This is a genomic window from Labrenzia sp. 5N (genome assembly GCF_012395805.1).
GTDB classification, from domain to species: Bacteria; Pseudomonadota; Alphaproteobacteria; order Rhizobiales; family Stappiaceae; genus Roseibium; species Roseibium algicola.
In genome coordinates, this window is record NZ_JAAZTM010000002.1 from 348,334 (window position 1) to 370,676 (window position 22,343).

Below are 22,343 nucleotides of genomic sequence, written 5' to 3' on the forward strand. Positions count from 1 at the left end.
GATCAGAAGGCCGTCTCGCCGGCCCCTTTGAGGCCCAGCATCTGCCGGGCTTCTTCCGGTGTTGCGACCGTTCGCCCGAGTTCCTCGACAATCTTGCGGATCTTGGTGACCTGCTCCGCGTTAGAGCGGGCCAGCTCACCCTTGGCGATGTAGAGATTGTCCTCCAGCCCGACACGGACGTGCCCGCCCATGCTGGCAGCAATGGTGGCAAAAGGGATCTGCTGTCGGCCCGCCGCAAGAACGGAGAAGATATAGTCGTCGCCGAAAAGCTTGTCCGCCATCCGCTTCATGTGCTGCAGGTTTTCCGGGTCCGCACCGATACCGCCCAGAACGCCGAAGACGAACTGGATGAAGTACGGCGGCTTGACGAGACCCCGGTCGGCGAAGTGGCGCAGCATGTAAAGATGCCCGACGTCGTAGCATTCGAACTCGAAACGCGCACCGCGCTGCTGGCCCATCTGCGTCAGCACGAATTCGATATCCCGCGGTGTGTTCTTGAAGACGAGATCATCCGTTCCGCGCAGGAAAGGCTGCTCCCAGTCATGCACCCACGCGTCGTACCTGTCGGCCAGCGGATAGAGCGCGAAATTCATCGTGCCCATGTTGAGTGAGCACATTTCCGGCTCTGCCTTCAGCGGACCGGCAAGCCTGTCCTCCAGGCTCATGATGGCGCTGCCGCCGGTGGACAGGTTGAGCACCGCGCCGCAGCCCGCCTTGATCTCCGGAAGGAAGGCCATGAAGTCGGCCTCCCGCGCCGACGGCTGGCCGGTTTCCGGATTTCGGGCATGAAGATGCAGGATTGCGGCGCCCGCCTCGGCAGCGCCTATCGCCTGGCCTGCAATCTCGGCAGGCGTCACCGGCAAGTGAGGCGACATGGTGGGTGTATGAATGGAGCCCGTGACGGCACAGGTGATGATGATCTTGTCTGTCATGTCTTGAATGTCAGCTGGCTCTGGCCCGTTGCTGCGAAATCCTGTCGAGAAACTGGCGGAGAGAAAGGTCGAGACCTTCGATGATCTCGGCAACATGATCCGGTGTCGAGATCATGGGGGGCGCAATCAGGAAGTGGTCGCCGCTGTAGCCGCCCCGCGTCCGGCGGGAATAGATGATAAGGCCATTCTCATAAGCAATATCGACCAGTTCGTTGAAGGCGTTCAGTTCCTTTGCAAGCGGTCTCAGGCTTGCACGGTCCTCGACCAGCTCGAAGGCCAGCAACAACCCTTCGCCGCGTACGTCGCCGATGATCGAATAGCGGTCCATCAGCTTCTTCAGTTCGCTCTTCAGGAGCGCCCCTGTCTCGGCCGCGTTCTGGCACAGGTTTTCCCGCTCGATCTCCTCCAGCACCGCCAGACCGGCAGAGCAGGCAAGCGGATTGCCGGCATATGTGAAACCATGCAGGAAACCGCCATTGTCGAGCACGTTGGTGACGATGTCCTTATGCGCAATCATGGCGCCCAGAGGCGCATAACCAGCAGCAAAGCCTTTCGAGATCACCAGAATATCCGGATCGACATTCCAGTGTTCACCGGCGAAGAACTTTCCGGTCCTCCCGCCACCGGTCATGACCTCGTCATGGATCAGCAGGACGCCGTAACGCGTGCAGATCTCGCGAATGCGTTGCATGTACCCCTTCGGCGGCACGAGCGCGCCGGTGGAGGCGCCACCGATCGGCTCGACAATAAAGGCCAGGATCGTTTCCGGGCCTTCGGACAGGATCTTCGCCTCCAGCATGTCGGCGTAGTGTCTGCCCGTTGCCTCGTCGTCCGGGTCCAGCCCGTCGAGATAGGCGCGCGGTGCCGGAATCTTCGGCATCGGCCGCATCATGGGGTCGAACGGCGCGGTAAGGGGTGCGTAGCCTGTCAGGGCCAGAGCGCCGAGCGTGCAGCCGTGATAGCTCGGTTCGCGCGAGATGATCTTGTAACGCTGCGCCTGGCCGATCGCGATGGCGTTCTGGCGGGCCAGCTTGATGGCGCTCTCCACCGCTTCCGACCCACCGGAAACGAAGAAGACCTTTTCCAGTCGCTCGGGTGCCCGTGCGGCGGTCCTGGCGGCAAGCAGCTCCGCAGGCTCTGTCTCGAAATGGAGGCGGTAACCGAAGGTGGACTTGTCCATCTGCTTGCGCATTGCCTCCAGCACGCGCGGGTTGGAATGGCCGATGTTGCAGACCATCGCCCCGGACGAACCGTCGAGATAGCGCTTGCCGTCGACGTCCCACATGTAGACGCCGCGCGCCTGGTCCAGAACAGGCCGGCGCTGACGAGACTGATAGAACAGATGAGAGGTTTGCGGACGGCTCATGAAGCAGCTCCAGGCAGGGCTGCGCAGTCGCGCGGACGGAAGCGAACGGAGACGTCCGAGCCTTCCTCGAAAGGGTGCTGATCGATCATGTTGATCACCTGAAGTTGCTGGTCGCCGACACGTACGAAATACCGTGCCGCCTGACCCTGGTAGTCCACCGCCTCGACCTTGCCGTCGAGCGCGATGCGATCATCCGCCGGAGAGGATTTTTCCGCCAGCAGAAGTTTTTCAGCCCGGATAACAAGCTGTGCAGGACCGGCCTGCGAAAGATTGGGGGCCTTTTCCCTCGGCACATTGATCTTGCCGAAGTAAGGCAGTTCAAGGGACAGCTCCTGCCCGTTCACCGCCTGGCACGTCGCTGGCAGAATGTTGGAGATGCCCAGGAAGCGCGAAACGAACTCGCTTGCAGGTGTGTTGTAAACCTCCTGCGGCGTGCCGATCTGCTCCACCCGTCCGTTGGACATCACCACGATCCGGTCGGACATGGCGAGCGCTTCGGACTGGTCATGGGTAACGAAGACGGTGGTGATGCCGATCTGGTGCTGGATGCGTTTCAGCTCAACACGCATGTCCTCGCGCAGGTTGGCGTCGAGCGCGGACAGCGGTTCGTCCAGAAGCAGTACGTCCGGCTCTATGACGATGGCCCGCGCCAGCGCGATACGCTGCTGCTGACCACCGGAAAGCTGCTTGGGATAGCGGTCGCTGACATGGGGCAGCTGAACCAGTTCCAGCGCATCGCGCACTTTCTTTTCGGCATCCGCCTTCGGGATGTCGCGATATTTCAGGCCGAAAGCCACATTTTCGGCAATCGTCTTGTGGGGAAAGAGCGCGTAGTTCTGGAAGACGAGACCAAGGTTTCGCCTGTGGATCGGCACATCGTTGATGCGTTGACCCTTGATGGTGATGTCGCCTTTGGAAGGGTCGATGAGACCGGCGATCATCCTGAGGGTGGTCGTCTTGCCACATCCGGAAGGGCCGAGCAGCGTTACGAAGCTTCCGTCCGGGATGTCCATGCTCATCCGGTGAACGGCGGTAAAGCCACCGAACTTCTTGACGATATTGTTGAGGGAAACCGCGCTCACGCAAATTCTCCAGGTCCTGGGGAGAAGACGACCTTCCGGCAGTTGCTGCCGGAAGGTACTGGGTCAGTGATGGGGCCATACCGGGCTCAGTACCCCTTCTGGATCCGCCCGAACATCTTGGACCAGTCCTGTTCGCGGCTGTTCCAGTATTCCGGATTGGCGAAGGTCAGACCGTCAAGCGTGCCGGTCGGATCGAACGCCGGAAGGGTCGGGATCTTCTTGCCGAGATCAACCTTTGTCGGGTCAAGCGCTGGCGGGTAGTTCTGGCCTTCGGCGACCGCGATCGAGGTTTCGGGCGCCAGCATGAAGTTCAGAAGTTCCTCGCAAGCTTCCATGGGCGAGCCCTTGATCACGAACAGACATTCCTGCCAGCCGAAACCGTTGGGCGGATCGATATAGCCGATGTCATGGCCCTGCTCCTGAAGGGCGTAGATCCGGCCGGACCAGCCCTCGGTAACGTAGATTTCCTCTTCGGCCAGAAGGCTCATCAGTTCCGCACCGGACTGCCAGTATTTCAACAGCAGATCGCGGTTGGTGCGCACAGCCTGCCAGACGGCATCCATATCCGTTGCGTTGTTCGGATCCTGGTCGGTCTGCAGCGATGCGTACCAGATGCGGGTGCGCCAGTCGGACCAGCCGCCGATCTTGCCCTTGTAGGCTTCGTCGATCAGGAGCTTTGCACCCTTTTCCTTGGCTTCGTCGTCGGAGATGTATTTCCGGTTATAGGCAATGCCTGTGGTGCCGTAGTCATAAGGCACACAGGACAGCTTGCCGTCGGTGACACCGCGGAAGACGTCGGTGAGTTTCGGGATCACGTATTTCAGGTTCGGGATGTTGTCCTCGTTGAGCGTCGAGTTCAGCCCGAGATTGACATAGCGTGCGTAGTCGAAGACGCCTGACAGGTGCGCGATATTGTATTCGCCTTCCTGGCTGGCCTTGACGCGCGACAGATATTCATCACCGCCGCCGAACGTTCCGTCGACAACCTTGATGCCGGTCTTTTCCGTATAGGGATCGAAGGCATATTTGCGGAAGGCTTCCGAGACGACCCCACCCCAGCCGTCGAAGCGGACTTCCTCCGTCGCAGCCATGGCATGGCGGGCAAAGGGTGTCTGCACACCGTAGGCGAGACCGGCTGCCCCGATCAGACCGAGAAACTTGCGGCGGTCGAGATCACCGTTGAGATAGCGTTCGCGCAGACGCTCATAGCGTTTGGTATTGTCCATCTTGTTTTCCACTCTGGTTCTTGTGTCGGTTTCTTGCTTTGATCGCGCGGTTCTAACCGCCGCGCTGCATGGCCATCCGCCGGGCGATTGCCAGCCCGAGAAGCGGCAGGCCGACGGTCAGGAAAATCATCACGGTGCCGAGCGCGTTGATCTCCGGGGAGATGGAATTGCGCAGCATGGCAAAGATCTGGGTGGGCACGGTTTCGACACCGCCCGGCTTCCAGAACAAGGTGCCGGTGATATCGTCGAAGCTGATGGTGAACGCGAAGAGCATACCGGCGAAGACCGCCGGGGCCAGCAGCGGCAGCGTGATCTGGAAGAAGGCCTGCACGGGACTTGCGCCAAGGCTGAGTGCGGCTTCCTCGTAGTCGCGGCGGATGCCGACAAGACGGGCCTGCACCACAAGGATGACAAAGGGCAGCGTGAAGATGACGTGCCCCATCAGGAGCAGGAAGAAGCTCTTGTTGATCGACAGGAAATTCAGGAACAGCAACAAGGCGACCGCCAGCACCACCTCCGGCACCAGGATCGGCGCAATCAGGAGGGTGGAGATCAGGTTGCGGCCGGGTACCTCGTAGCGCACCAGGGCAAGACTTGCCAGAACGCCAAGTGTCGTGGAGATCAGCGCGGTCAGGGCACCAAGGACAATCGAGGTCTGGAACGCCCGCAGGATAGCGTCGTTTCCGGCCAGTTCGACGAACCAGCGGAACGAGAAGCCGGTCATCGGAAAGCTGCCGAACTGGCTGGCGTTGAAGCTGAGCAGAACCACCACCGCGACCGGCAGGAACATGAACAGATAGACCAGCAGCGTGTAGGCCCGGATCAGTTGCCACCCCATCAGCCAAGCCCCTTCATCAGTTGGCCCATGCCGAGATAGTGGTTGTAGATCAGCACCAGGGCGCCGAGGACGGCGAGCAGCATGAGCGAGAGCGCAGAGCCGAGCGGCCAGTTGAGCTGTGTGATGATCGCCTCGAAAACGAGATTGGCGAACATGGCGTCCGTCGGACCACCCAGAACCAGCGGCGTGATGTAGGTGCCGGCGCTCAGCACGAAACAGAGCAGACCTCCCGCGGCGAGCCCCGGCAGGGATAGCGGCAAGGTGACTTCCCGGAATGCCTGCCAGCGGGTGGAGCCGAGGGAACAGGCCGCGTCCTCCAGCGAAACATCGATCCCTTCCAGCGCCACATAGACGTTCAACACCATGAACGGCAGCAGGAAATGCACGAGGCCGAGGATCACGGTCGGCTCGTTGTAGAGCATCTGGACCGGTTCGGAGACGATGCCGAGGTTGAGCAGGGCCCAGTTGACCGCACCGGATACACCCAGGATGTTGATCCAGGACATGGTCCGGATGATGTAGCTGATCCAGAACGGCAGCATCAGCAACAGCAGCAGCAAGGCCTTGTTGCCACGCGAACGGGCAATGAAATAAGCCGCCGGATAGCCCATGACGGCACAGGCAAATGTGGTGATGGCGGCAATCCGCAGGGTACCGAGCAGGATGTCCCGATAGAAGGGATCGGTCAGCGCCTCGTTCCAGTTGTCCAGGTAAAAGCCCGCCTGGTCAGCGCCTGTGGCCGTGCGCAGCCAGAACGAATAGACGACAATAAAAACGAGCGGCACGAAAAGCAGCAGTCCCACTGCTGTGAGCGCAGGGGAAAGGAGTATCCATGGCTGTCGTTTTTCCCGCGCCTCGACGCTCATGCGCTCAAACCCTGCCAGATGCCTTGTCAAAATTGCTTGACTTCAGCGTCGCAGGCAGGTGTTCATTGATCAAATAGATAATGAAAATTATAACTATAGATCTAATCAATGGCTGATGGATTACGCCCGATCCAGGCGGAACGGCTTGCCCGCGAACTGGACTGGAACCTGCTGAGAACCTTCATCGTCCTGGCCCAGTCCGGAAGTGTGACGCGGGCGGCAGACAGACTGCGCCTCAAGCAGCCCACCGTTTCCAGCGCACTGAAGCGGCTGGAGGACCGGTTGGGACGCAAGCTCATCAATCGCAAGCCGGGTCAGTTCGAGCTGACGGAAGCCGGCGAATTGCTGTTGAAGGAAGCCATCGAGATCCAGGGTTCCATCCTGAGGCTCGGGACCCTGATGCGTGACGTCACCGACGAGATCCGCGGCCACGTCGAAATCGCCATGGCCAGTCACGTGGTTTCGCCGCTCTATGACGACACCCTGCGCGAGTTTCACGAACGGCACCCGGCCGCAACACTCACCATCAACGTTTCGGCCAGCAAGGACGCACTGGAAGCCGTCACGTCCCGCCGGGCTTCGCTCGCCGTCTGCCTGGTGCGCGAACGCAATCCAAAGCTTGAGTACCTGCGCCTTTTCCGGGAGTTTTTCGGCCTCTTCTGCGGTCCGCCTCACCCGCTTTACGGCAAGACCAACCTGACAAAGGCCGATCTTGCCGGTCAGTCCGCCGTCAGCTTCGTGACCGACCGGCTGGAAGACGCCCTTCGTCCGGTAACGCTGATGCGGGCGGAAGCGGATCTTGAAGACCGGATCGTCGGCACATCGGCCAACCTGGAAGAAGTCCGGCGCATGATCATTGCCGGACTGGGCATCGGCCCCTTGCCTGTCCACGTTGCCAAGCGGGATATTCGAGAGGGTCTTTTGTGGCAACTCCCACCCTATGACGCGCTGCCGGAGATCGACGTTCATGTGGTCTGGAACCCGAAGGCGAAACTGAACCGCGCCGAACAGGCTCTTCTGGACATGCTGCTGGAAAAGATAAGGCTGACGCCGATAGAGGAGCGGACCTATCGCTGACACATATCGCGGAGCATTGGCCTGCCGGCTTCTTTACCAACCCGAGCGACCAATACGGGAAACCCGGCAGCGGCCCGTTGCATTCCCCCGCTGACGTTGTAAAACTTTCAGGACGCTACGAAAATTGGCGATCAACGCCGTCCGGGTTGAAGGGGTAGGAAGATGAATGGTGTGCGGTTCGCCTGGAAAATGCTCTTCCTTGCGCTGGTAACAGTGGTCCTTATTCAGTCGCCTGCCAATGCATCGGAAGAATTCTTTGAAGGCGGCTGGACCCTGCAACGGGATGCATCTTCCCTGCGGTTCCAGTCGGTCAAGAACCTGACAATCGTTGAATCCAGTTCTTTCGCGGAATTTGAAGGCGGCATTGACGATACCGGCAACGCCAGGGTCCGCGTCTTTCTTGACTCGATCGATACGAAAATCGACCTCAGAAACGTGCGCATGCGGTTTCTCTTCTTCGAAACGTTCGAGTTCCCTGAAGCCGTCATCTCGACGAAAATTGATGCGTCAGCCCTGGCTGATCTTCCGACCGTCAAACGCAAGACGATCCCGCTTGCCTTCAATCTCGACCTTCACGGCGTCTCAAAACCGTTCGAGGCCAATGTTACGGTGACCTATCTGAGCGAAGACCTGGTTGCCGTTTCGAGCACCGCGCCGGTGTCTGTTGCAGCTTCCGACTTCGCCCTCGGTGGCGGTATCAAGAAGCTCGAGGAAGCCGCCGGCGTCGTCATCGTGCCATCGGCAACGGTCTCCTTCGATTTCGTCTTCGCCCGCAAATCGGGCGAAACGGACGAGGATGATGCCGACGACCAGCCCCAGCAGGCGGCCGCTTCTCAGCCAGCTGCAAGCACCGCGCTTGAGCCGGAAGGCAACCTGGACAACGAGGCTTGCACCGGCCGGTTCGAGATCCTGTCCCGCACGGACAACATTTACTTTCCAAGCGGCAGTTCGCAGCTTGATCCGCGAAGCCAGCCACTCCTGAACAGCCTCGTTGACATCATCATGAGATGCCCGGAGCTGACCATTGAAGTCGGAGGACATACCGACAGTGATGGCAGCGATACATCAAACCTGGCCCTGTCCGAACGCCGGGCGGGCGCGGTCAAGCAGTATCTTGTCTCCAAGAACGTTCCCGACAGCAGGATCAGGAGTGTCGGGTATGGCGAAAGCCGTCCCGTCGCTCCGAACACCTCTGCGGAAGGAAAGCAACGCAACCGGCGGATAGAGTTTGTCGTTGTCGAATAGGTCCAACATGAACCGCTTTGCAATCGCAATCCTCCTGGCACTGACAGCGACCATCGGCGCGCTGTCTGAGAGGGCTCACGCGGAACCGCGGCTGGCTCTGGTTGTCGGCAATGGCGCCTACACGACCGTGACGCCACTGGACAATCCGGTAAACGACGCAAGCCTGATGGCCGACGCTCTGCGCAAGGTCGGCTTCGAGGTAACCCTCGTCACCGACTCCAGCCAGAACGAGATGATCTCGGCGATTTCGCAGTTCGGCAGCAAGTTGCGGGCCGCGGGCGAGGACGCAACCGGGCTGTTCTATTATGCCGGCCACGGCGTGCAATCGTTCGGTGCAAACTTTCTCCTTCCGGTCGATATCGAACTTCAGGACGCTGCCGACCTCAGCCTGGTCGGTGTCCCTGCGCAGGCCGTTCTGCGGCAGATGTTCTCGGCACGGAACCGGACCAACATCGTCATTCTGGATGCCTGCCGAAACAATCCGTTCGTTTCCATCCCGGACCTCAGCGACAACGGTCTGGCAGAAATGAAGGCCCCCAGAGGCACCTTCCTCTCGTATTCCACCGCACCGGGCGACATCGCGCTTGATGGTATCGGCGGCAACAGCCCCTTCACCGAAGCGCTGGCCCGGCACATGCCGACACCTGGCATGCCCGTCGAAACCCTTTTCAAGGCGGTGCGGGTCGATGTTCTGAAGGAGACCGGCAACCAGCAGACCCCGTGGGACACTTCCTCCCTCACCGTTGATTTTCAGTTTGTCCCGGCCAAGGCTCCCTCTGCCGAGGAAGTCGAGCTGCGCCAGATCTGGGACACGGTGAAACTCAGCAAGGACCCCTTGCAGGTCCTCCTGTTCCTGCGCGCGCACCCGGACAGCCGATACTCCGCAGAAGCCAGGGAACTCCTGACGGCTCTGATGGAGAAGGAAACGCAGCCCACCGCGCAAGCGACACCTGCCCCACAACAGGAAACCGAACCTGCCACGCCCCAGACAAGCGAGCGTGACATGATCGAAACAGCGCGCCGAGAGGGAACCGCAAGCGCCTATCAAACCTATCTTGACGCATATCCGAACGGTGCCTTTGCCGAACTCGCACGCCTGGAGCTGCAAACGATCGTCAACAAGGAGCAGAGCACGGATCCGGTCGCCAGTCAGCCGCAGCAGGAAGACGCGCCGGCCATCGCCGAGCAAGGCTCACCTGCCGCCGAGCCGGGGGAACCGTCAGCCGTCATAGCATTCAACGCCCCCCTTGCCATGGGAGAGCCGGATATCGCCACCCGAAGCATTTCGGAGCTGATCACCGGATCGCCGAAATTCCCGCCGATCGAGGGCCTGCCGGAAGCGGTCTGGAAGGACAAGACTTGTGCCGCCTGTCATCAATGGGAGCAGGCGAACCTGTGCGACCAGGCCAAGACCTATGTCGCAGACAAGTCCAGAACCATCGAGAAACAGCACCCCTATGGCGGCACTTTCAAGAATGCGTTGCGGCTTTGGGCCGAACAGGGGTGTCCGTAACTTCGACGCCGGTTCCGTAGCGATCCGTCGTGTTTTCGCGTGCGTCGGTTACCGCGATTTCGAGATCACCGCATAGTCGGAGTAGCCGGCGTAAAGGCGATGGAAAGAGGCAACTGCGCCGATGCTGGCAGCCAGGGCTTTCAACTCGCCTTCCAGGTCAGCACGTGGAGACACGTGGAAGGATTTGAGCCAGGCAAACAGGACGCGCTTGAACCAGCCAGGCAAGCGTTCCTGCTGACCGAAATCGACCACGTGGATCCGCCCGTCCGGCGTCAGCCGCGCGGCACCTGCCACCAATGCTTCGCGCCAGATCGGGATCATGGACAGCGTATAGGAATAAAAGACGCGGTCGAAAGCCGGAACACCAAAACCTTCCGTTGCCGCCGGGTTTGCGGCATCGCCTTCCACAAGCGTGATCCGGTCTGTCAGGCCTGCCTTGTCGATGTTCTTCTGGGCGGTTTCCAGCATGTTCCTGGAAATGTCGAGGCCGTAGAAACGAACGTCCGGATAGGCTTTTGCTGCCGCAATCAGGTTCCGGCCGGTGCCGCAGCCAAGTTCCAGCACGACGCCGTCTCGCGGCGGCTGAAGCTCTCGGATCAGCTTGTCGCGCCCGAGCAGGTAGAACTTGCGGGTCAGGTCGTAAAAATGGCGCTGATGGCGATAGACGGCATCCATCAGCCGGGCTGTTTCGACGGCTTGGGTCATGACGCTATGTTTCCGTACGCAGGACGGCCAGCTTAGCCGTTGAACACATAAAGATGGAAGCCGCCATAAATGGAGGAGCGGTCCTGACGGCCAAGCTCCAGGCTTTCCTCTTCCTCGTAGGTCCAGCGGTTCAGGATCTGGTCGGATACGCGGCCCGGCAGAAGTGTCGGTTCGGCAGCGGTGCGGAAGATGACCCGGGCACCTGGAAGCGCGGTCCGCGTTATCTCGGTCCAGAGTGCATTGAGCTGATGGTCTGTCATCCAGTCCTGGGCGTCCAGCAGCACATAGGCGTCAAGCGTATTGTCCTGAACCGACTGAAGGTGTTCGGTAAAATTGCGATTGAGCACACGGACACGGCCCGCACGCTGACGGATTTCCTCGAAATGCTCGCGCTTTAGGTATGGCGGCAAAGGCCCGGCCGGACCGGTGCTGTCTTGACCGCTTGGAGCATAGCCACGGCCGAAGGCCTGCCAGGCGAAATAGTTGTCCTGCATGGAGAAGTCGCAAGCGAGTTTCTCAAGCCGCTGACGCAGAACCGCAGACATGTCGCGTTCGGCACTGGCCGATACCAGGGCGTCATACTGCGCCGGCGGAATGCCGAGGCCGTAGAGCGACATCTTCTTGGACGTAGCCCAGCGCACCAGACGCTTGTCGAACAGCGGCGCCAGTGCGGTATCGAAGAAAGTGCGCTGTTCTTCCAGCGACCTTGTCTTGACCATGTGCTTCGGGTCGATGCCATAGAGCCTTGCGACCAGGTGTCCCGCGCCGATGCAATAGCCCAGCAGACCGTGATGATAGAGGTCGCGCGAGAACAGCGTGATCCTCTTGCGGCCCCAATTGGCCATGTCACGGCCTTCCCAGTAGGCGACCGTTTCAGGATCGAGCTTGTCTTTCAGGAACCGCTGATAGGCGGCAACATTGGCCTTTTCGTCTGCTTCGCCGAAGAACCTGTAGAAGACCTCGTAATTCGGCAGATGCTTGGCTGCCGCCAGTTTCAGCCGGCCCAGCGCCACATGTGCACGGTTGAGGTCCACCGCAGTGATCTCGGCCGGATTTGCCGTCAGGTAGGACATGACGTTGCAGCCGCCCGACGCGATCGTAATCATTCGGGAGTCTGGAGTCAGGCGAAGAGCCCTCATGTCGACATCCGGATCTTCCCAGATCTGCGGATAGACAAGGCCCTTGAAAGCGAACGTGAACAGGCGCTCGAGAAAACCGTCCTTGGAGGTGGCTTCGGAACGGTGAACCGCATTCTTGAGACGTTTCTTCGATGCGGTAAGCGTGCTCTGCGCCATGTCTTTCTCCCGAGTCACCTGCGCCAATAAACTGCCTTCCGATACGTGACGGACGCGACAGTTTGGTGACGTTTGCGGAGAATCGAGCCGTTATCCGGATAATAAACCGCCAGTGAAGACCTGCCTCAGCAGTCCAGGAGTGCCTTCGTGGAGGGGAAGCCTTCCTCCCCAGCGGAAACGAAACAAAAAAGCCCCCGCCGAAGCGGGGGCTGTGTTTCCGTCCGGACCGTTGGGAGATCCGAACCTAGCGCGTGATAACCACGAAGTCGGTGCCAAGACCCGTGTTGCGGGTGAAGTTTCGGTCCGTGACCGTCAGGGACGAACCCGGGGTCAGCATCCTGGAAACTTCAAGCGCGACCTTCTTGGACATCTCGATCCGGTCGAGAACGTCCATCGACGCGCCACCGCGTTCACCTTCGGCAGATACCGCCATCCACTCGACCGACGAGTCTCCTGGCTTGAAATCCATGGCAGTGAAAACGTGCGTTCCGATTTCCTGGTCGATATCCTTGATCGAGACAGGGGCGGAATAGACATCGCGGAACTTGCGACGGATCCGCAGCGTTGCATTCTTCGGCTCTTCGTATCCGGCATCGGCATGGATGCGGAACTCAAGCGCATTGGTCAGCTGACCGGTTACCGGCAGTTCGGCACCTTCCTGGTACAGGCTGATTGCTGCACGGGTCTTGCGGCCCATGACACCGTCTTCCGGACCGGCATTGAAGCCCATCTGGTTGAGCAGCTGTTGCAGCACCTGAATGCGGCTTGGTGCTTTCTGCGGCGTGATGATCATCCGAAGAGGCTGATCGAAATAAGGATTTTCCGGCTGTACTGCCGGCAGGTTAGCCTGCAGGGGCGCTTCCTGAATGGCACCACGCAGAGCCGGATCGGCTGCAATGGTCTCATCCGTCAGGCTTGCGACCTCGGTTTCAGGCACATAGGGCTGCGGCAATACAGCGTGATGCACACCAAGCGGGTTCGCCTCGCCCCGTGTCACGACAACATGCATGCCGCGCTCGGTCATGCTGTAAAGTGACTGTGCAAAGGCTTTCGGAAGACGAATGCAACCGTGCGAAGCCGGATAGCCGGGCAACCTTCCGACATGCAAGGCAATACCCGACCATGTCAGACGCTGCATGAATGGCATCGGCGCATTGTCGTAGAGGTTGGAAAAGTGCTTGCGCCTCTTTTCCAGAATGGAAAACACACCGGTCGGTGTGCTGTGACCGCGCTTCCCGGAGGAAATCGACGACACTTCGATCAGATCCAGGCCGCGATAGACCTTGATCTTCTGCTCGTCCAGCGACACCAGCATGTGCAATGGCGGTTCGCTTGCCACATCCGTTTCCGGAGCGGCGTCACGCGCGAATGCGGCCGACATGGCGGCGAACGAAATAACTGCGGCACCGGTCAAGTTGAGCAGCGAGCGCTTGTGCCTGCTCCGGCTATTCATTTCCAATGACAACATCCCTGAGCTCCCCAACGCAAATACCCATAAAGCTCGATTAAAACTGTAACCAACATCTGTGTAGATCGGGTTAGGAAACACGGTTACTTATTGGTTTCCTTCGACCTTTCAGCCGCAAAGTCGCACATTACCCAGCTCGCGGCTGTTATTCACATCACATTTTGTACAGCTAGCAGCCACAACGTGAACGGGGCCTGAATGGGGGAAACGGCCCATTCACGCCAACGGTTCCCGCAGGAGCGGCTTTTCTCAGGCTTTCAGTCCGTCCAGGAAACGGACGGGTTCGCCACGCGAGGGTGTCGTCAGCTCGCCGTGCCACATGACGCGCTGCCCTCGGACAACAGTCCCAACCGGCCAGCCGGTGACGTCCTTGCCGTCATAAGGTGTCCAGCCGCACTTGGAGGCAATCCACTCGTTGCGGATCGTTTCCTTGCGCTTCATGTCGACCACGGTGAAGTCGGCATCGTAACCGACTGCGATCCGGCCCTTGAGCGCCGTCTGGAAAAGACGGGCCGGGCCTGCACTGGTCATGTCGACAAAACGCGCGAGGCTGAGGCGGCCTGCGTTGACATGATCCAGCATGATCGGAACCAGCGTCTGCACACCGGTCATTCCGGACGGGGACGCCGGATAGGGCTTCTGCTTTTCTTCCAGAAGATGCGGGGCATGATCGGAACCGAAGATGTCGAGAATGCCCTGCTGCAAGGCCCACCAGAGACGTTCCGAGTGGCGCGGTGCACGCACCGGCGGGTTCATCTGAACCAGCGTACCCAGCCGGTGGTAGGCTTCGTCCGTCAATGTCAGGTGGTGCGGTGTCACCTCGATGGAGGCGACATCCTTGTGGTCGATCAGGAAATCGACCTCCTCTGCCGTAGACAGATGCAGAATGTGGATCTTGGCGCCGGTTTCGCGCGCAATGCCCACAAGACGCTGAGTGCATTGAAGTGCTGCGATCTCGTCACGCCAGATCGGATGGGAGCTTGGGTCGCCTTCAACACGTTCTCCCTGACGTTCGCGCAGGCGGAATTCGTCCTCGGAGTGGAAGGCCGCCCGGCGGCGGGTTACGGACAGGATTTCCTTCACGCCCTGGTCGTCTTCCACCAGAAGGTCGCCGGTGGAAGACCCCATGAACACCTTGATGCCCGCTGCCGCCGGCAGTCGTTCCAGGTCAGGAATGTCCTTGACGTTATCCCGCGTTCCGCCAACCCAGAAGGCAAAGTCGCAGTGCATGCGGTGGTGTCCGCGCCGCACCTTGTCGGCAAGGGCTGCCTCGGAAGTCGTCAGCGGATTGGTGTTCGGCATCTCGAAGACCGCGGTGACGCCGCCCATGACGGCAGCACGGGAACCGGATTCCAGGTCTTCCTTGTGGTCGAGACCGGGCTCGCGGAAATGCACCTGGGTGTCCATGACGCCCGGCAGGACATGCAGCCCCGTGCAATCGAGCGTTTCGCCTGCCTGTGAAGCGTCGAAGGAGCCTATGCCGACAATCCGGCCGCCGCGAACAGCGACATCACGCTGCCCCTCGCCGTCCTGATTGACTACGGTTCCGCCCTTCAGGATCAGGTCATAGGTCGCGCTCATGTGGCTCCTCCGCGTTAATTCGGGTCTATCGGCAGGTCTATTTAACGGGCTTATACGCGGCCCGGCGGCAAAGGACCAGACAGGGGTCGACAGATTCAGAACCTTGCCCACGGTGGGGAAAGCGCCTATGTGGCATTCAAGTGAAACTGGCCAGTCAACCTGTCTGAATCAGTCATCCGTTCCATGGAGCCTGCCGTGTCGACCCTGTCCTATGCCCACCTGTCCGACCGCTCGTTGATCCGCGTTGGCGGTGCCGAGGCACAGCATTTCCTGCAAAACCTGGTGACGGCAGATATCGACGGCATGACGGAAGGTGGCGCTCGCGCAGGTGCCCTGCTGACGCCCCAGGGCAAGATCCTGTTCGATTTCCTGATTTACCGCGTCGAAACCGGGTACCTGCTGGATGCCCCATCAGAAACGGCAGCTGACCTTCTGAAACGGCTGACATTCTATCGGCTGCGGGCAAAGGTGGAACTGGAAATGCTGCCGGAAGACATCGGTGTGATTGCGGTTTGGGATGACGCTTCGGAAGCGGGCAACGCTTCGAACCTTGGTCTGGAAGCTGCCCTGGCCTGCGTCACGGATCCGCGGCTGCCAGCGCTCGGGATGCGCATTTCCGGTTCAGTGGCTGATGTTTCCGCAATGCTCGACGGTTCACCCGCGGACGTTGCAGCCTATGATCTTCACCGCATTTCAAAAGGCGTGCCGGAAGGTCTGAAAGACTACGACTACTCGGATATTTTCCCTCACGATGCCGATCTAGATCAGCTTGGCGGTGTCTCCTTTTCCAAGGGATGTTACGTCGGTCAGGAAGTGGTTTCGCGCATGCAGCACCGGGGCAGCGCCCGCAAGCGGTTCGTTCAGATCGAAAGCGGCGCGATGCTTCCTGAAAAGGGTGCTGATATCATGGCCGGCGGCAAATCCGTCGGGGCGCTCGGGTCCAGTGCCGGTACCGGTGACAGCGCTGTGGGCCTTGCCCTGCTCCGTCTTGACAAGGTAGCCCAAGCCAAGGACAACGGCATCCCTCTGCAATGCGGTGACGCGGAGATTCTGGTCAAGGTGCCCGACTGGGCATCGTTTTCCTTGCCGGAGCCCAGCACCGCGGACTGAAACCGCGAGACCTTTGAGGACCGATGGCCTCTGCCCGAACCGACCAGCCCCCGCGCGCCTGGCAGCGCATGTTGTCCGGCAGACGGCTCAATCTTCTGGACCCCTCACCGCTCGACGTCGAGATCTCCGACATCGCCCATGGCCTTGCCCGTGTCGCCCGCTGGAACGGACAGACCTATGGCAACCATGCCTTCTCGGTCGCGGAACATTCGCTGATCGTTGAAGACATCGCCATGATGCTGAAACCGGACCTGCCGCCGCACTGGCGCCTGGCTGTTCTGCTCCATGATGCACCGGAATATGTCATCGGTGACATGATATCCCCCTTCAAGTCCGTCATCGGTGAAGCCTACAAGGGGGTGGAATCACGCCTGCAGGGGGCAATCCACTTGCGGTTCGGTCTGCCCGCAGCAATTCCCGTGGCCGTGAAGAAGCTCGCAAAGCGCGCCGACATCATCTGTGCCTATTTCGAGGCGGTGGAACTGGCCGGTTTCGACGAAGACGAAGCTGCCAAGATATTCGGCAAGCCACGTGGTTTTCCGCTCGATGCGAACGGCAAGTTGCGTTACGGCCTTGAGCCTCTGCCGGTGAAATCTGCCCAGGAAATGTTCATGCAGCGCTTTGAAGAGATCGAAGCCCTGCGCGAAGCTGGGAACAACCCGAAAAGCAGACAAGCTAACGGGTGACCTTGCCCACGAATGACCCTAGTTTATTGACGGATGCGAAGAACCGGTTCTGTCATGCTGCACGTTTGTTCCCTGTCGAAATTGCCCGAAACGGTGGTCTCCACCGGCGCCAAATCCGTGATCACCCTGATCAACGCCGAAATGAGCGTGCCGACACCCGTCGGTATCTTGCCGGAACGCCATCTGTTTCTTGCCTTCAACGACATTGTAACGCCGGTGAAGGGGCTGGTTCCGGCCAGTGAAAGGCAAGTGGAGGCTTTTCTGTCCTTCGTGAGATCCTGGGACCGGCAGGAACCACTGGTGATACACTGCTGGGCAGGCATCAGCCGCTCGACGGCCGGTGCCTATGTGGCAGCTTGTGCGCTCAACCCGAATGCGGATGAATACGATCTTGCGAAGATCCTTCGGGCGCGGTCGCCGTCGGCCACACCGAACGCCCGGATTGTTGCGATGGGCGACAAGATCCTCGGCCGTGATGGCCGCATGATCGACGCCATCCGGGGCATCGGCCGCGGTGCAAATGCCTTTGAAGGCAACCCCTTTGTCATGCCGATCGACTGACGACCAACCACGGAGACGCAATGCCCCACCGGCAAGCCAATATTGAAATCGGATTGAATGCCGTCATCGTATCGGTTGCCGGAGGCCTGCCCCAGATCGTTCACGTGAACGATGCGAAGGAGGCCAGTACACAGACAGGCCAGCAAACCGGAGCAGAGAGCGGCACGAACGCGCCGGGTGAGGCAACACTCGACAGCCTTCCGTTTGGTCCATTCGACCCGATCCGTCACCGCACCTTCGAAATCGGCCTGCGTTCCTGGGTGGAAAACCAGACCGCGCTGAGGTTGGGATATGTCGAACAGCTTTACACTTTCGGCGACCGTGGCCGGCACCGGGTCTTCGGTGATGAAGGACCGCATGTGGTTTCGGTCGGGTATCTGGCTTTGACACGTCAGACCCCGGATTCGGAAAGCATGCTTCTGCGGCACGATTCGGCATGGCGTTCCTGGTACGACTATTTCCCCTGGGAAGACTGGCGCACCGGGCGTCCCGAGGTCCTGGATCGGGACATCCTGCCTGCTCTCGACGCCTGGTCCAGCGAACCACCGCCTTCGGGTGAGCCGCCCAAACCACTTGGGCGTCAGGAACGGGTGCGCCTTGCCTTTGGCACCGGCGGGACTTCCTGGGATGAAGAAAGGGCGCTGGAGCGGTTCGAACTTCTTTATGAGGCTGGCCTCGTCGAAGAAGCCCGGACCGATGGACGGCCAGCGGCCCTGCGGCGGTCAAACCTGCCTTTTCTCGGCGCGTCGATGCGCTTCGACCATCGCCGGGTACTGGCGACAGCCATTTCCCGGTTGCGCGGCAAGTTGAAATACCGACCGGTGATCTTCGAACTGATGCCGGAGACCTTCACGCTCACCGAGCTTCAAACCTCTGTCGAGGCCATTTCGGGACGCCATCTGCACAAGCAGAATTTCCGCCGCCTGGTAGAAAACGCCGACCTTGTCGAACCGACCGGTGCAACGTCGACCGCGACCGGGGGCCGCCCGGCCGCCCTGTTCCGGTTCCGCCACCAATTGTTGAGCGAACGGCCTGCCCCCGGGCTTCGTGTAGGCGGGCGCTGACGGCTTTCTGCGATTTTTTTCGACACGGCCATTAAAGTTAAGTCCTTAGTAATATTAACCATAACTCCTCCTATCGGCGCGAAAACTTCCACGATTTTCCACGAATTCCAGTCTTATTAACGCTCTTTCAAGGTTAAGCAGACATCTTCAATTTCAGCGTCGTTGTTTACACAGCGTTCACGCTGTTCGTCCGGCGTTTTCGGGACGATGTGTAACGAGTTGGAGTTGGCTGCGTATGTCTGGCCTTAAGTCCCGCAACGGAAAGCGGTTTTCTTCTAAAGTGACACAAGATTTCGGCCCGGTCCGTGCGCGTATGCGCCGGCTCAAATATGTTCTTGTTGCCTGCCCACTGGTCTGGCTCGGTATCGGCGGATCGGTTGGAAACCAGGACATCTTTTCGCTCGTCAACTCGCGCAAGACGGAATCGCCGCGCTGGATGATGTATCTTGAGCCAGCGAATTTCACGACGAAGGTTGCACCGAAACTGGCGCTCGGCACGACGCCGGTACCCGACCATATCTCTGCACCGATCCTGACACTGACGTCGGCAGATGAAGATTTCGAGGCCAGGCCACTCGTCGGTTTTGAAGAGGTCGCCATGAACGCCAGGCCGACCGAAGTGCCCGATACGATCCTCACCAACAGCACCGCCAAAAGCGACCGCCTGATCACGATGGCGCCGGACCGCCAGATGGTCGACAGGGCAGCCGGCAATCTCTACGCCATGTCGAGCCTGATCTCGACGGAGAAGAAACACGAGGATCTGCCGCGCGTCGCCTTCGTCAAGGCACAGCCGCTCAACTCCCAGGAAACCAGCATGCTCGCCAGCAACGGCAAGGATGGTTTCCCGGAAGGTGGGCCGTTGGACCTGCAAAAGGTCATGATGGCGCGCAATGCCGCTGCCGCCAGCTTCTCCCTCGTTTCCGCCTACGCTCCTGAAAGCGTGAAGGAAACCAAGGAACCCTTCGACGCGCTGTTCGGCGCTGCCATGTACGAGCAGGAGCTGCCGCCGCCGGAAGATCCCGACAACCCGCATTGGTGGGCGCAAAAGCCCCTCCCACTGTCCGTTGGAGACAAGAAAGAGCAGCGCTGCCTTGCCGAGGCCATCTACTTCGAAGCTCGCGGTGAAAGCGAAGATGGCCAGGTGGCCGTCGCGCAGGTCGTGTTGAACCGAGTCAAGAACCCGGCCTACCCGGACAGCATCTGCGGCGTCGTTTACCAGAACCGCCACAAACGCAACCGCTGCCAGTTCTCCTTTGCCTGCGATGGTATCAAGGATCGCATTTCCAGCCCGACCGCCTGGGCAACCGCCCAGAAGCTGGCAAGGGATGTCGCTGACGGCAAGCGCTATTCGAAGATGGTCGACGCTTCGACCCACTATCATGCGACCTACGTCAACCCGCGGTGGGCGAAGTCCATGGCAAAACGCGGCAAAGTCGGCCTGCACATCTTTTACAAGACCTACGCCGGCGGCTGGAACTGATCCTGCCGCCCGGGGCCTTCCCCACGTCCTTCTTCGGCCTGCTCGTGCCATAGGCGTCCTCAGATGCCTGTGGCCCGTGCTTTCCCGTCAGTCGCTCGACTTGAAGACGTTGGTGACCACATAGGTTGCCAGAAGGACGAGATGAAACCCCAGAAGGGCGGCAACCTGAAGCGGTGTGGTCTGGGAAAATTCCAGAAGTTCGCTCAATACGTGGATCGATGAGATGATGATGATCGTCGAAACGATCCGGTGCTTCATCCGCCTGTAGGCCTTCTCGCCCTGCTGGATGTAGTCATCGCCCTGCACAAGGGCCTTCAGCCGGAAGGTGTTGTAGGTGTTGGTCGCCACCATGATCACCAGATTGGCGATGAACACCATGTCGAGCAGATTGAGAATCAGCAGGATCGTCTTCTTGCGGTCCAGAAACTCGAAGCTCTGGATCGCGTCGTAGATATCGACGAAGAAGGTGACGAGAAACAGCACCATGGCAACAGACAGACCGGCCAGGATCGGAACCTGCGCGTAGCGGGTCAGCCTGATTACCGGATCGCTTGCCGAGATCTTGCGGTCTTCGTTCTCACGTTCACTCATGTGCCTGCCCCGACTGTCCTTCTTCAGAGCTAGCACGAGTATGGATTGCAGACCAACCCGGAAGGTCGGCCTGCAAACTGCATTCACGGCCGGCATCTAACGCCGGCCGGATCAAACGGTTGAGATCAAGCGGTTGCGAAAGTGTCCTTGAACTGCTCGCGAAGAACGTTCTTCTGGACCTTGCCCATGGTGTTGCGCGGCAGGCTGTCTACCAGAACAAGCTTCCGCGGATGCTTGAAACGGGCGAGCGATGTTCCGGCAACAGCAAGGATCGCGTCCAGATCGGGCGTTTCCGGGCTATCCGGCACCACCAGGCCCAGCACTGTTTCTCCGAAATCGGAATGCGGCACACCAATGACGGCGCTTTCCCGAACCCCGGGCTGGGCATCCAGGATCAACTCGATTTCCTTCGGGTAGATGTTGTAGCCGCCGGAAATGATCAGGTCCTTGTTGCGCCCGACGATATGGACATAGCCGTCTGCGTCGATCATCCCGAGATCACCGGTGATGAAGAAGCCGTCCTCCCGCAATTCGGCAGCGGTCTTCTCCGGCATCTGCCAATACCCCTTGAAGACGTTCGGGCCGCGCACCTCGATCTGGCCAACCGTTTCGGCCGGCAACGTGTCGCCCGTCGCGGGGTCCGTGATCTTCAGTTCCACGCCCGGGAGCGGGAAACCGACCGTCCCGGCGCGGCGTTCGCCTTCATACGGGTTGGAGGTATTCATGTTGGTTTCGGTCATGCCGTATCGCTCCAGGATCCGGTGACCGGTCCTTTCCTCGAACTGCCGGTGCGTTTCGGCAAGCAGTGGCGCGCTTCCGGAAATGAAAAGCCGCATGCCCTTTGTGAGGTCCGCCGTAAAACGCTCGTCCTGAAGCAGTCGGGTATAGAAGGTCGGCACGCCCATCATCGTCGTTGCCTTGGGCATCAGCTCGATCATGGCGTCGAGATCGAATTTCGGCAGGAACAGGATGGCGCCACCAGCAGCCAGCGACACGTTGGTCGCAACGAAAAGCCCGTGTGTGTGAAAGATCGGCAAGGCATGCAGCAGCACATCCTTGTCGGTGAAGCGCCAGAGTTCCGCCAGGGTGGCGGCATTCGACAACAGGTTCGCCTGCGTCAGCATTGCCCCCTTCGACCGCCCTGTCGTGCCGGAGGTGTAAAGGAAAGCGGCCAGATCGTCCGGCGCCCGTTCCACCGTTGCAAATTCGGAGGGTTTGGCTTTGGCCTGATCCGTCAGCGACCCGCTTCCGTCAGCGTTGAGCGTCTCGAGGCGGGCGCCGAGTTTCGAGACGACAGGGTCCAGCAAGGTCTTGCTGCCACCGTCGCAGACCACGGTCCTGGCACCGCTGTTTTCGATAAAGTAGCTGAGCTCATCGACAGTGTAGGCCGTATTGAGCGGCAGGAACACGATCCCCGCCTGGGCACAGGCCGCGTAAAGAGCCAGAGACGTGGCTGACTTTTCGACCTGGGCGGCGAGCCGGTCGCCAGCCACCATGCCGTTGTCGGTCAGAACATGGGCAATCTGCGCCGCGCTTTCCAGAAACGCAGCATGGGTCAGGATGGAGCCGTCCTGAAAGATCAGAAAGGGAGTGTTCTTGCCGGCATGCTTTCCGAACAGTTGGTCGTAGAGTGGGTTTGTCATCTATGGGGCTC

General features: G+C 59.9%; 20 protein-coding genes. 8 read left to right on the forward strand and 12 right to left on the reverse strand.

The window, feature by feature from the left end:
- Positions 1 to 2 precede the first annotated feature (2 nt).
- The 6 genes from HEP89_RS02405 to HEP89_RS02430 all read right to left on the reverse strand — a co-directional run bounded on the left by HEP89_RS02405 (position 3) and on the right by HEP89_RS02430 (position 6,310).
- Positions 3 to 932: a 3-keto-5-aminohexanoate cleavage protein gene (locus HEP89_RS02405; RefSeq protein WP_062490162.1), complete on the reverse strand. Its 930-nt coding sequence runs from the start codon at positions 930 to 932 to the stop codon at positions 3 to 5.
- 10 nt (positions 933 to 942) lie between these two features.
- A complete protein-coding gene (locus tag HEP89_RS02410; protein WP_168691270.1) occupies positions 943 to 2,298 on the reverse strand; it encodes an aspartate aminotransferase family protein in 1,356 nt (451 codons plus the stop codon).
- Positions 2,295 to 3,380 carry an ABC transporter ATP-binding protein gene (locus tag HEP89_RS02415; RefSeq protein ID WP_168691271.1) on the reverse strand — a complete coding sequence of 362 codons (1,086 nt, stop codon included), beginning with the start codon at positions 3,378 to 3,380 and terminating at the stop codon, positions 2,295 to 2,297. The genes HEP89_RS02410 and HEP89_RS02415 overlap by 4 nt, the downstream gene beginning before the upstream one ends.
- Positions 3,381 to 3,466: 86 nt before the next feature.
- Positions 3,467 to 4,606, reverse strand: a complete 1,140-nt coding sequence (locus HEP89_RS02420; protein WP_168691272.1) for an extracellular solute-binding protein — start codon at positions 4,604 to 4,606, stop codon at positions 3,467 to 3,469.
- Between the two features lie 52 nt (positions 4,607 to 4,658).
- Complete coding sequence (locus HEP89_RS02425; RefSeq protein ID WP_077290682.1) at positions 4,659 to 5,444, reverse strand: ABC transporter permease; 786 nt, start codon at positions 5,442 to 5,444, stop codon at positions 4,659 to 4,661.
- Complete coding sequence (locus HEP89_RS02430) at positions 5,444 to 6,310, reverse strand: ABC transporter permease (protein ID WP_031269698.1); 867 nt, start codon at positions 6,308 to 6,310, stop codon at positions 5,444 to 5,446. Before HEP89_RS02430 ends, HEP89_RS02425 begins: the two co-directional genes overlap by 1 nt.
- 108 nt (positions 6,311 to 6,418) lie before the next feature.
- On the opposite strand from HEP89_RS02430, the gene HEP89_RS02435 reads away from it, so the two are divergent.
- The 3 genes from HEP89_RS02435 (at position 6,419) to HEP89_RS02445 (ending at position 10,145) form a co-directional block, all read left to right on the forward strand.
- On the forward strand, positions 6,419 to 7,387 hold the full coding sequence (locus tag HEP89_RS02435; RefSeq protein WP_023001916.1) for a LysR family transcriptional regulator: 969 nt from the start codon (positions 6,419 to 6,421) through the stop codon (positions 7,385 to 7,387).
- 162 nt (positions 7,388 to 7,549) lie between these two features.
- The gene (locus tag HEP89_RS02440; RefSeq protein ID WP_168691273.1) at positions 7,550 to 8,632 is read left to right on the forward strand and encodes an OmpA family protein; all 1,083 of its coding nucleotides are present in this window, start codon (positions 7,550 to 7,552) and stop codon (positions 8,630 to 8,632) included.
- 7 nt (positions 8,633 to 8,639) lie between these two features.
- On the forward strand, positions 8,640 to 10,145 hold the full coding sequence (locus tag HEP89_RS02445; RefSeq protein WP_168691274.1) for a caspase family protein: 1,506 nt from the start codon (positions 8,640 to 8,642) through the stop codon (positions 10,143 to 10,145).
- A gap of 48 nt (positions 10,146 to 10,193) precedes the next feature.
- On the opposite strand, the gene HEP89_RS02450 is transcribed toward HEP89_RS02445, so the two are convergent.
- The 4 genes from HEP89_RS02450 to HEP89_RS02465 all read right to left on the reverse strand — a co-directional run bounded on the left by HEP89_RS02450 (position 10,194) and on the right by HEP89_RS02465 (position 15,194).
- The gene (locus tag HEP89_RS02450) at positions 10,194 to 10,850 is read right to left on the reverse strand and encodes a class I SAM-dependent methyltransferase (RefSeq protein WP_168691275.1); all 657 of its coding nucleotides are present in this window, start codon (positions 10,848 to 10,850) and stop codon (positions 10,194 to 10,196) included.
- Positions 10,851 to 10,882: 32 nt separating this feature from the next.
- Positions 10,883 to 12,145 carry a DUF3419 family protein gene (locus HEP89_RS02455; RefSeq protein WP_168686135.1) on the reverse strand — a complete coding sequence of 421 codons (1,263 nt, stop codon included), beginning with the start codon at positions 12,143 to 12,145 and terminating at the stop codon, positions 10,883 to 10,885.
- 244 nt (positions 12,146 to 12,389) lie between these two features.
- Positions 12,390 to 13,598 carry a L,D-transpeptidase gene (locus HEP89_RS02460; RefSeq protein ID WP_023001921.1) on the reverse strand — a complete coding sequence of 403 codons (1,209 nt, stop codon included), beginning with the start codon at positions 13,596 to 13,598 and terminating at the stop codon, positions 12,390 to 12,392.
- Between the two features lie 264 nt (positions 13,599 to 13,862).
- Entirely contained in the window at positions 13,863 to 15,194 is a 1,332-nt protein-coding gene (locus HEP89_RS02465; protein WP_168691276.1) for a dihydroorotase, read from the reverse strand.
- A gap of 195 nt (positions 15,195 to 15,389) precedes the next feature.
- Here HEP89_RS02465 and HEP89_RS02470 point away from each other — a divergent pair, with 195 nt between their 5' ends.
- The 5 genes from HEP89_RS02470 (at position 15,390) to HEP89_RS02490 (ending at position 20,098) form a co-directional block, all read left to right on the forward strand.
- Positions 15,390 to 16,304: a folate-binding protein YgfZ gene (locus HEP89_RS02470; RefSeq protein WP_286201019.1), complete on the forward strand. Its 915-nt coding sequence runs from the start codon at positions 15,390 to 15,392 to the stop codon at positions 16,302 to 16,304.
- 23 nt (positions 16,305 to 16,327) lie between these two features.
- The gene (locus HEP89_RS02475; RefSeq protein WP_055657932.1) at positions 16,328 to 16,990 is read left to right on the forward strand and encodes an HD family hydrolase; all 663 of its coding nucleotides are present in this window, start codon (positions 16,328 to 16,330) and stop codon (positions 16,988 to 16,990) included.
- A gap of 54 nt (positions 16,991 to 17,044) precedes the next feature.
- Entirely contained in the window at positions 17,045 to 17,551 is a 507-nt protein-coding gene (locus HEP89_RS02480) for a tyrosine phosphatase family protein (protein WP_055659417.1), read from the forward strand.
- A gap of 20 nt (positions 17,552 to 17,571) precedes the next feature.
- Complete coding sequence (locus tag HEP89_RS02485) at positions 17,572 to 18,615, forward strand: NAD regulator (protein WP_075282304.1); 1,044 nt, start codon at positions 17,572 to 17,574, stop codon at positions 18,613 to 18,615.
- A 313-nt stretch (positions 18,616 to 18,928) separates the two neighbouring features.
- Entirely contained in the window at positions 18,929 to 20,098 is a 1,170-nt protein-coding gene (locus tag HEP89_RS02490; protein WP_209014394.1) for a cell wall hydrolase, read from the forward strand.
- 87 nt (positions 20,099 to 20,185) lie between these two features.
- Here the strand turns inward: HEP89_RS02490 and HEP89_RS02495 are convergent, their stop codons facing one another.
- Together HEP89_RS02495 and HEP89_RS02500 are read right to left on the reverse strand one after the other, a co-directional pair.
- Positions 20,186 to 20,689: a YqhA family protein gene (locus HEP89_RS02495; RefSeq protein ID WP_062491880.1), complete on the reverse strand. Its 504-nt coding sequence runs from the start codon at positions 20,687 to 20,689 to the stop codon at positions 20,186 to 20,188.
- A 125-nt stretch (positions 20,690 to 20,814) separates the two neighbouring features.
- Entirely contained in the window at positions 20,815 to 22,332 is a 1,518-nt protein-coding gene (locus HEP89_RS02500; protein ID WP_077290691.1) for a malonyl-CoA synthase, read from the reverse strand.
- Positions 22,333 to 22,343 lie beyond the last annotated feature (11 nt).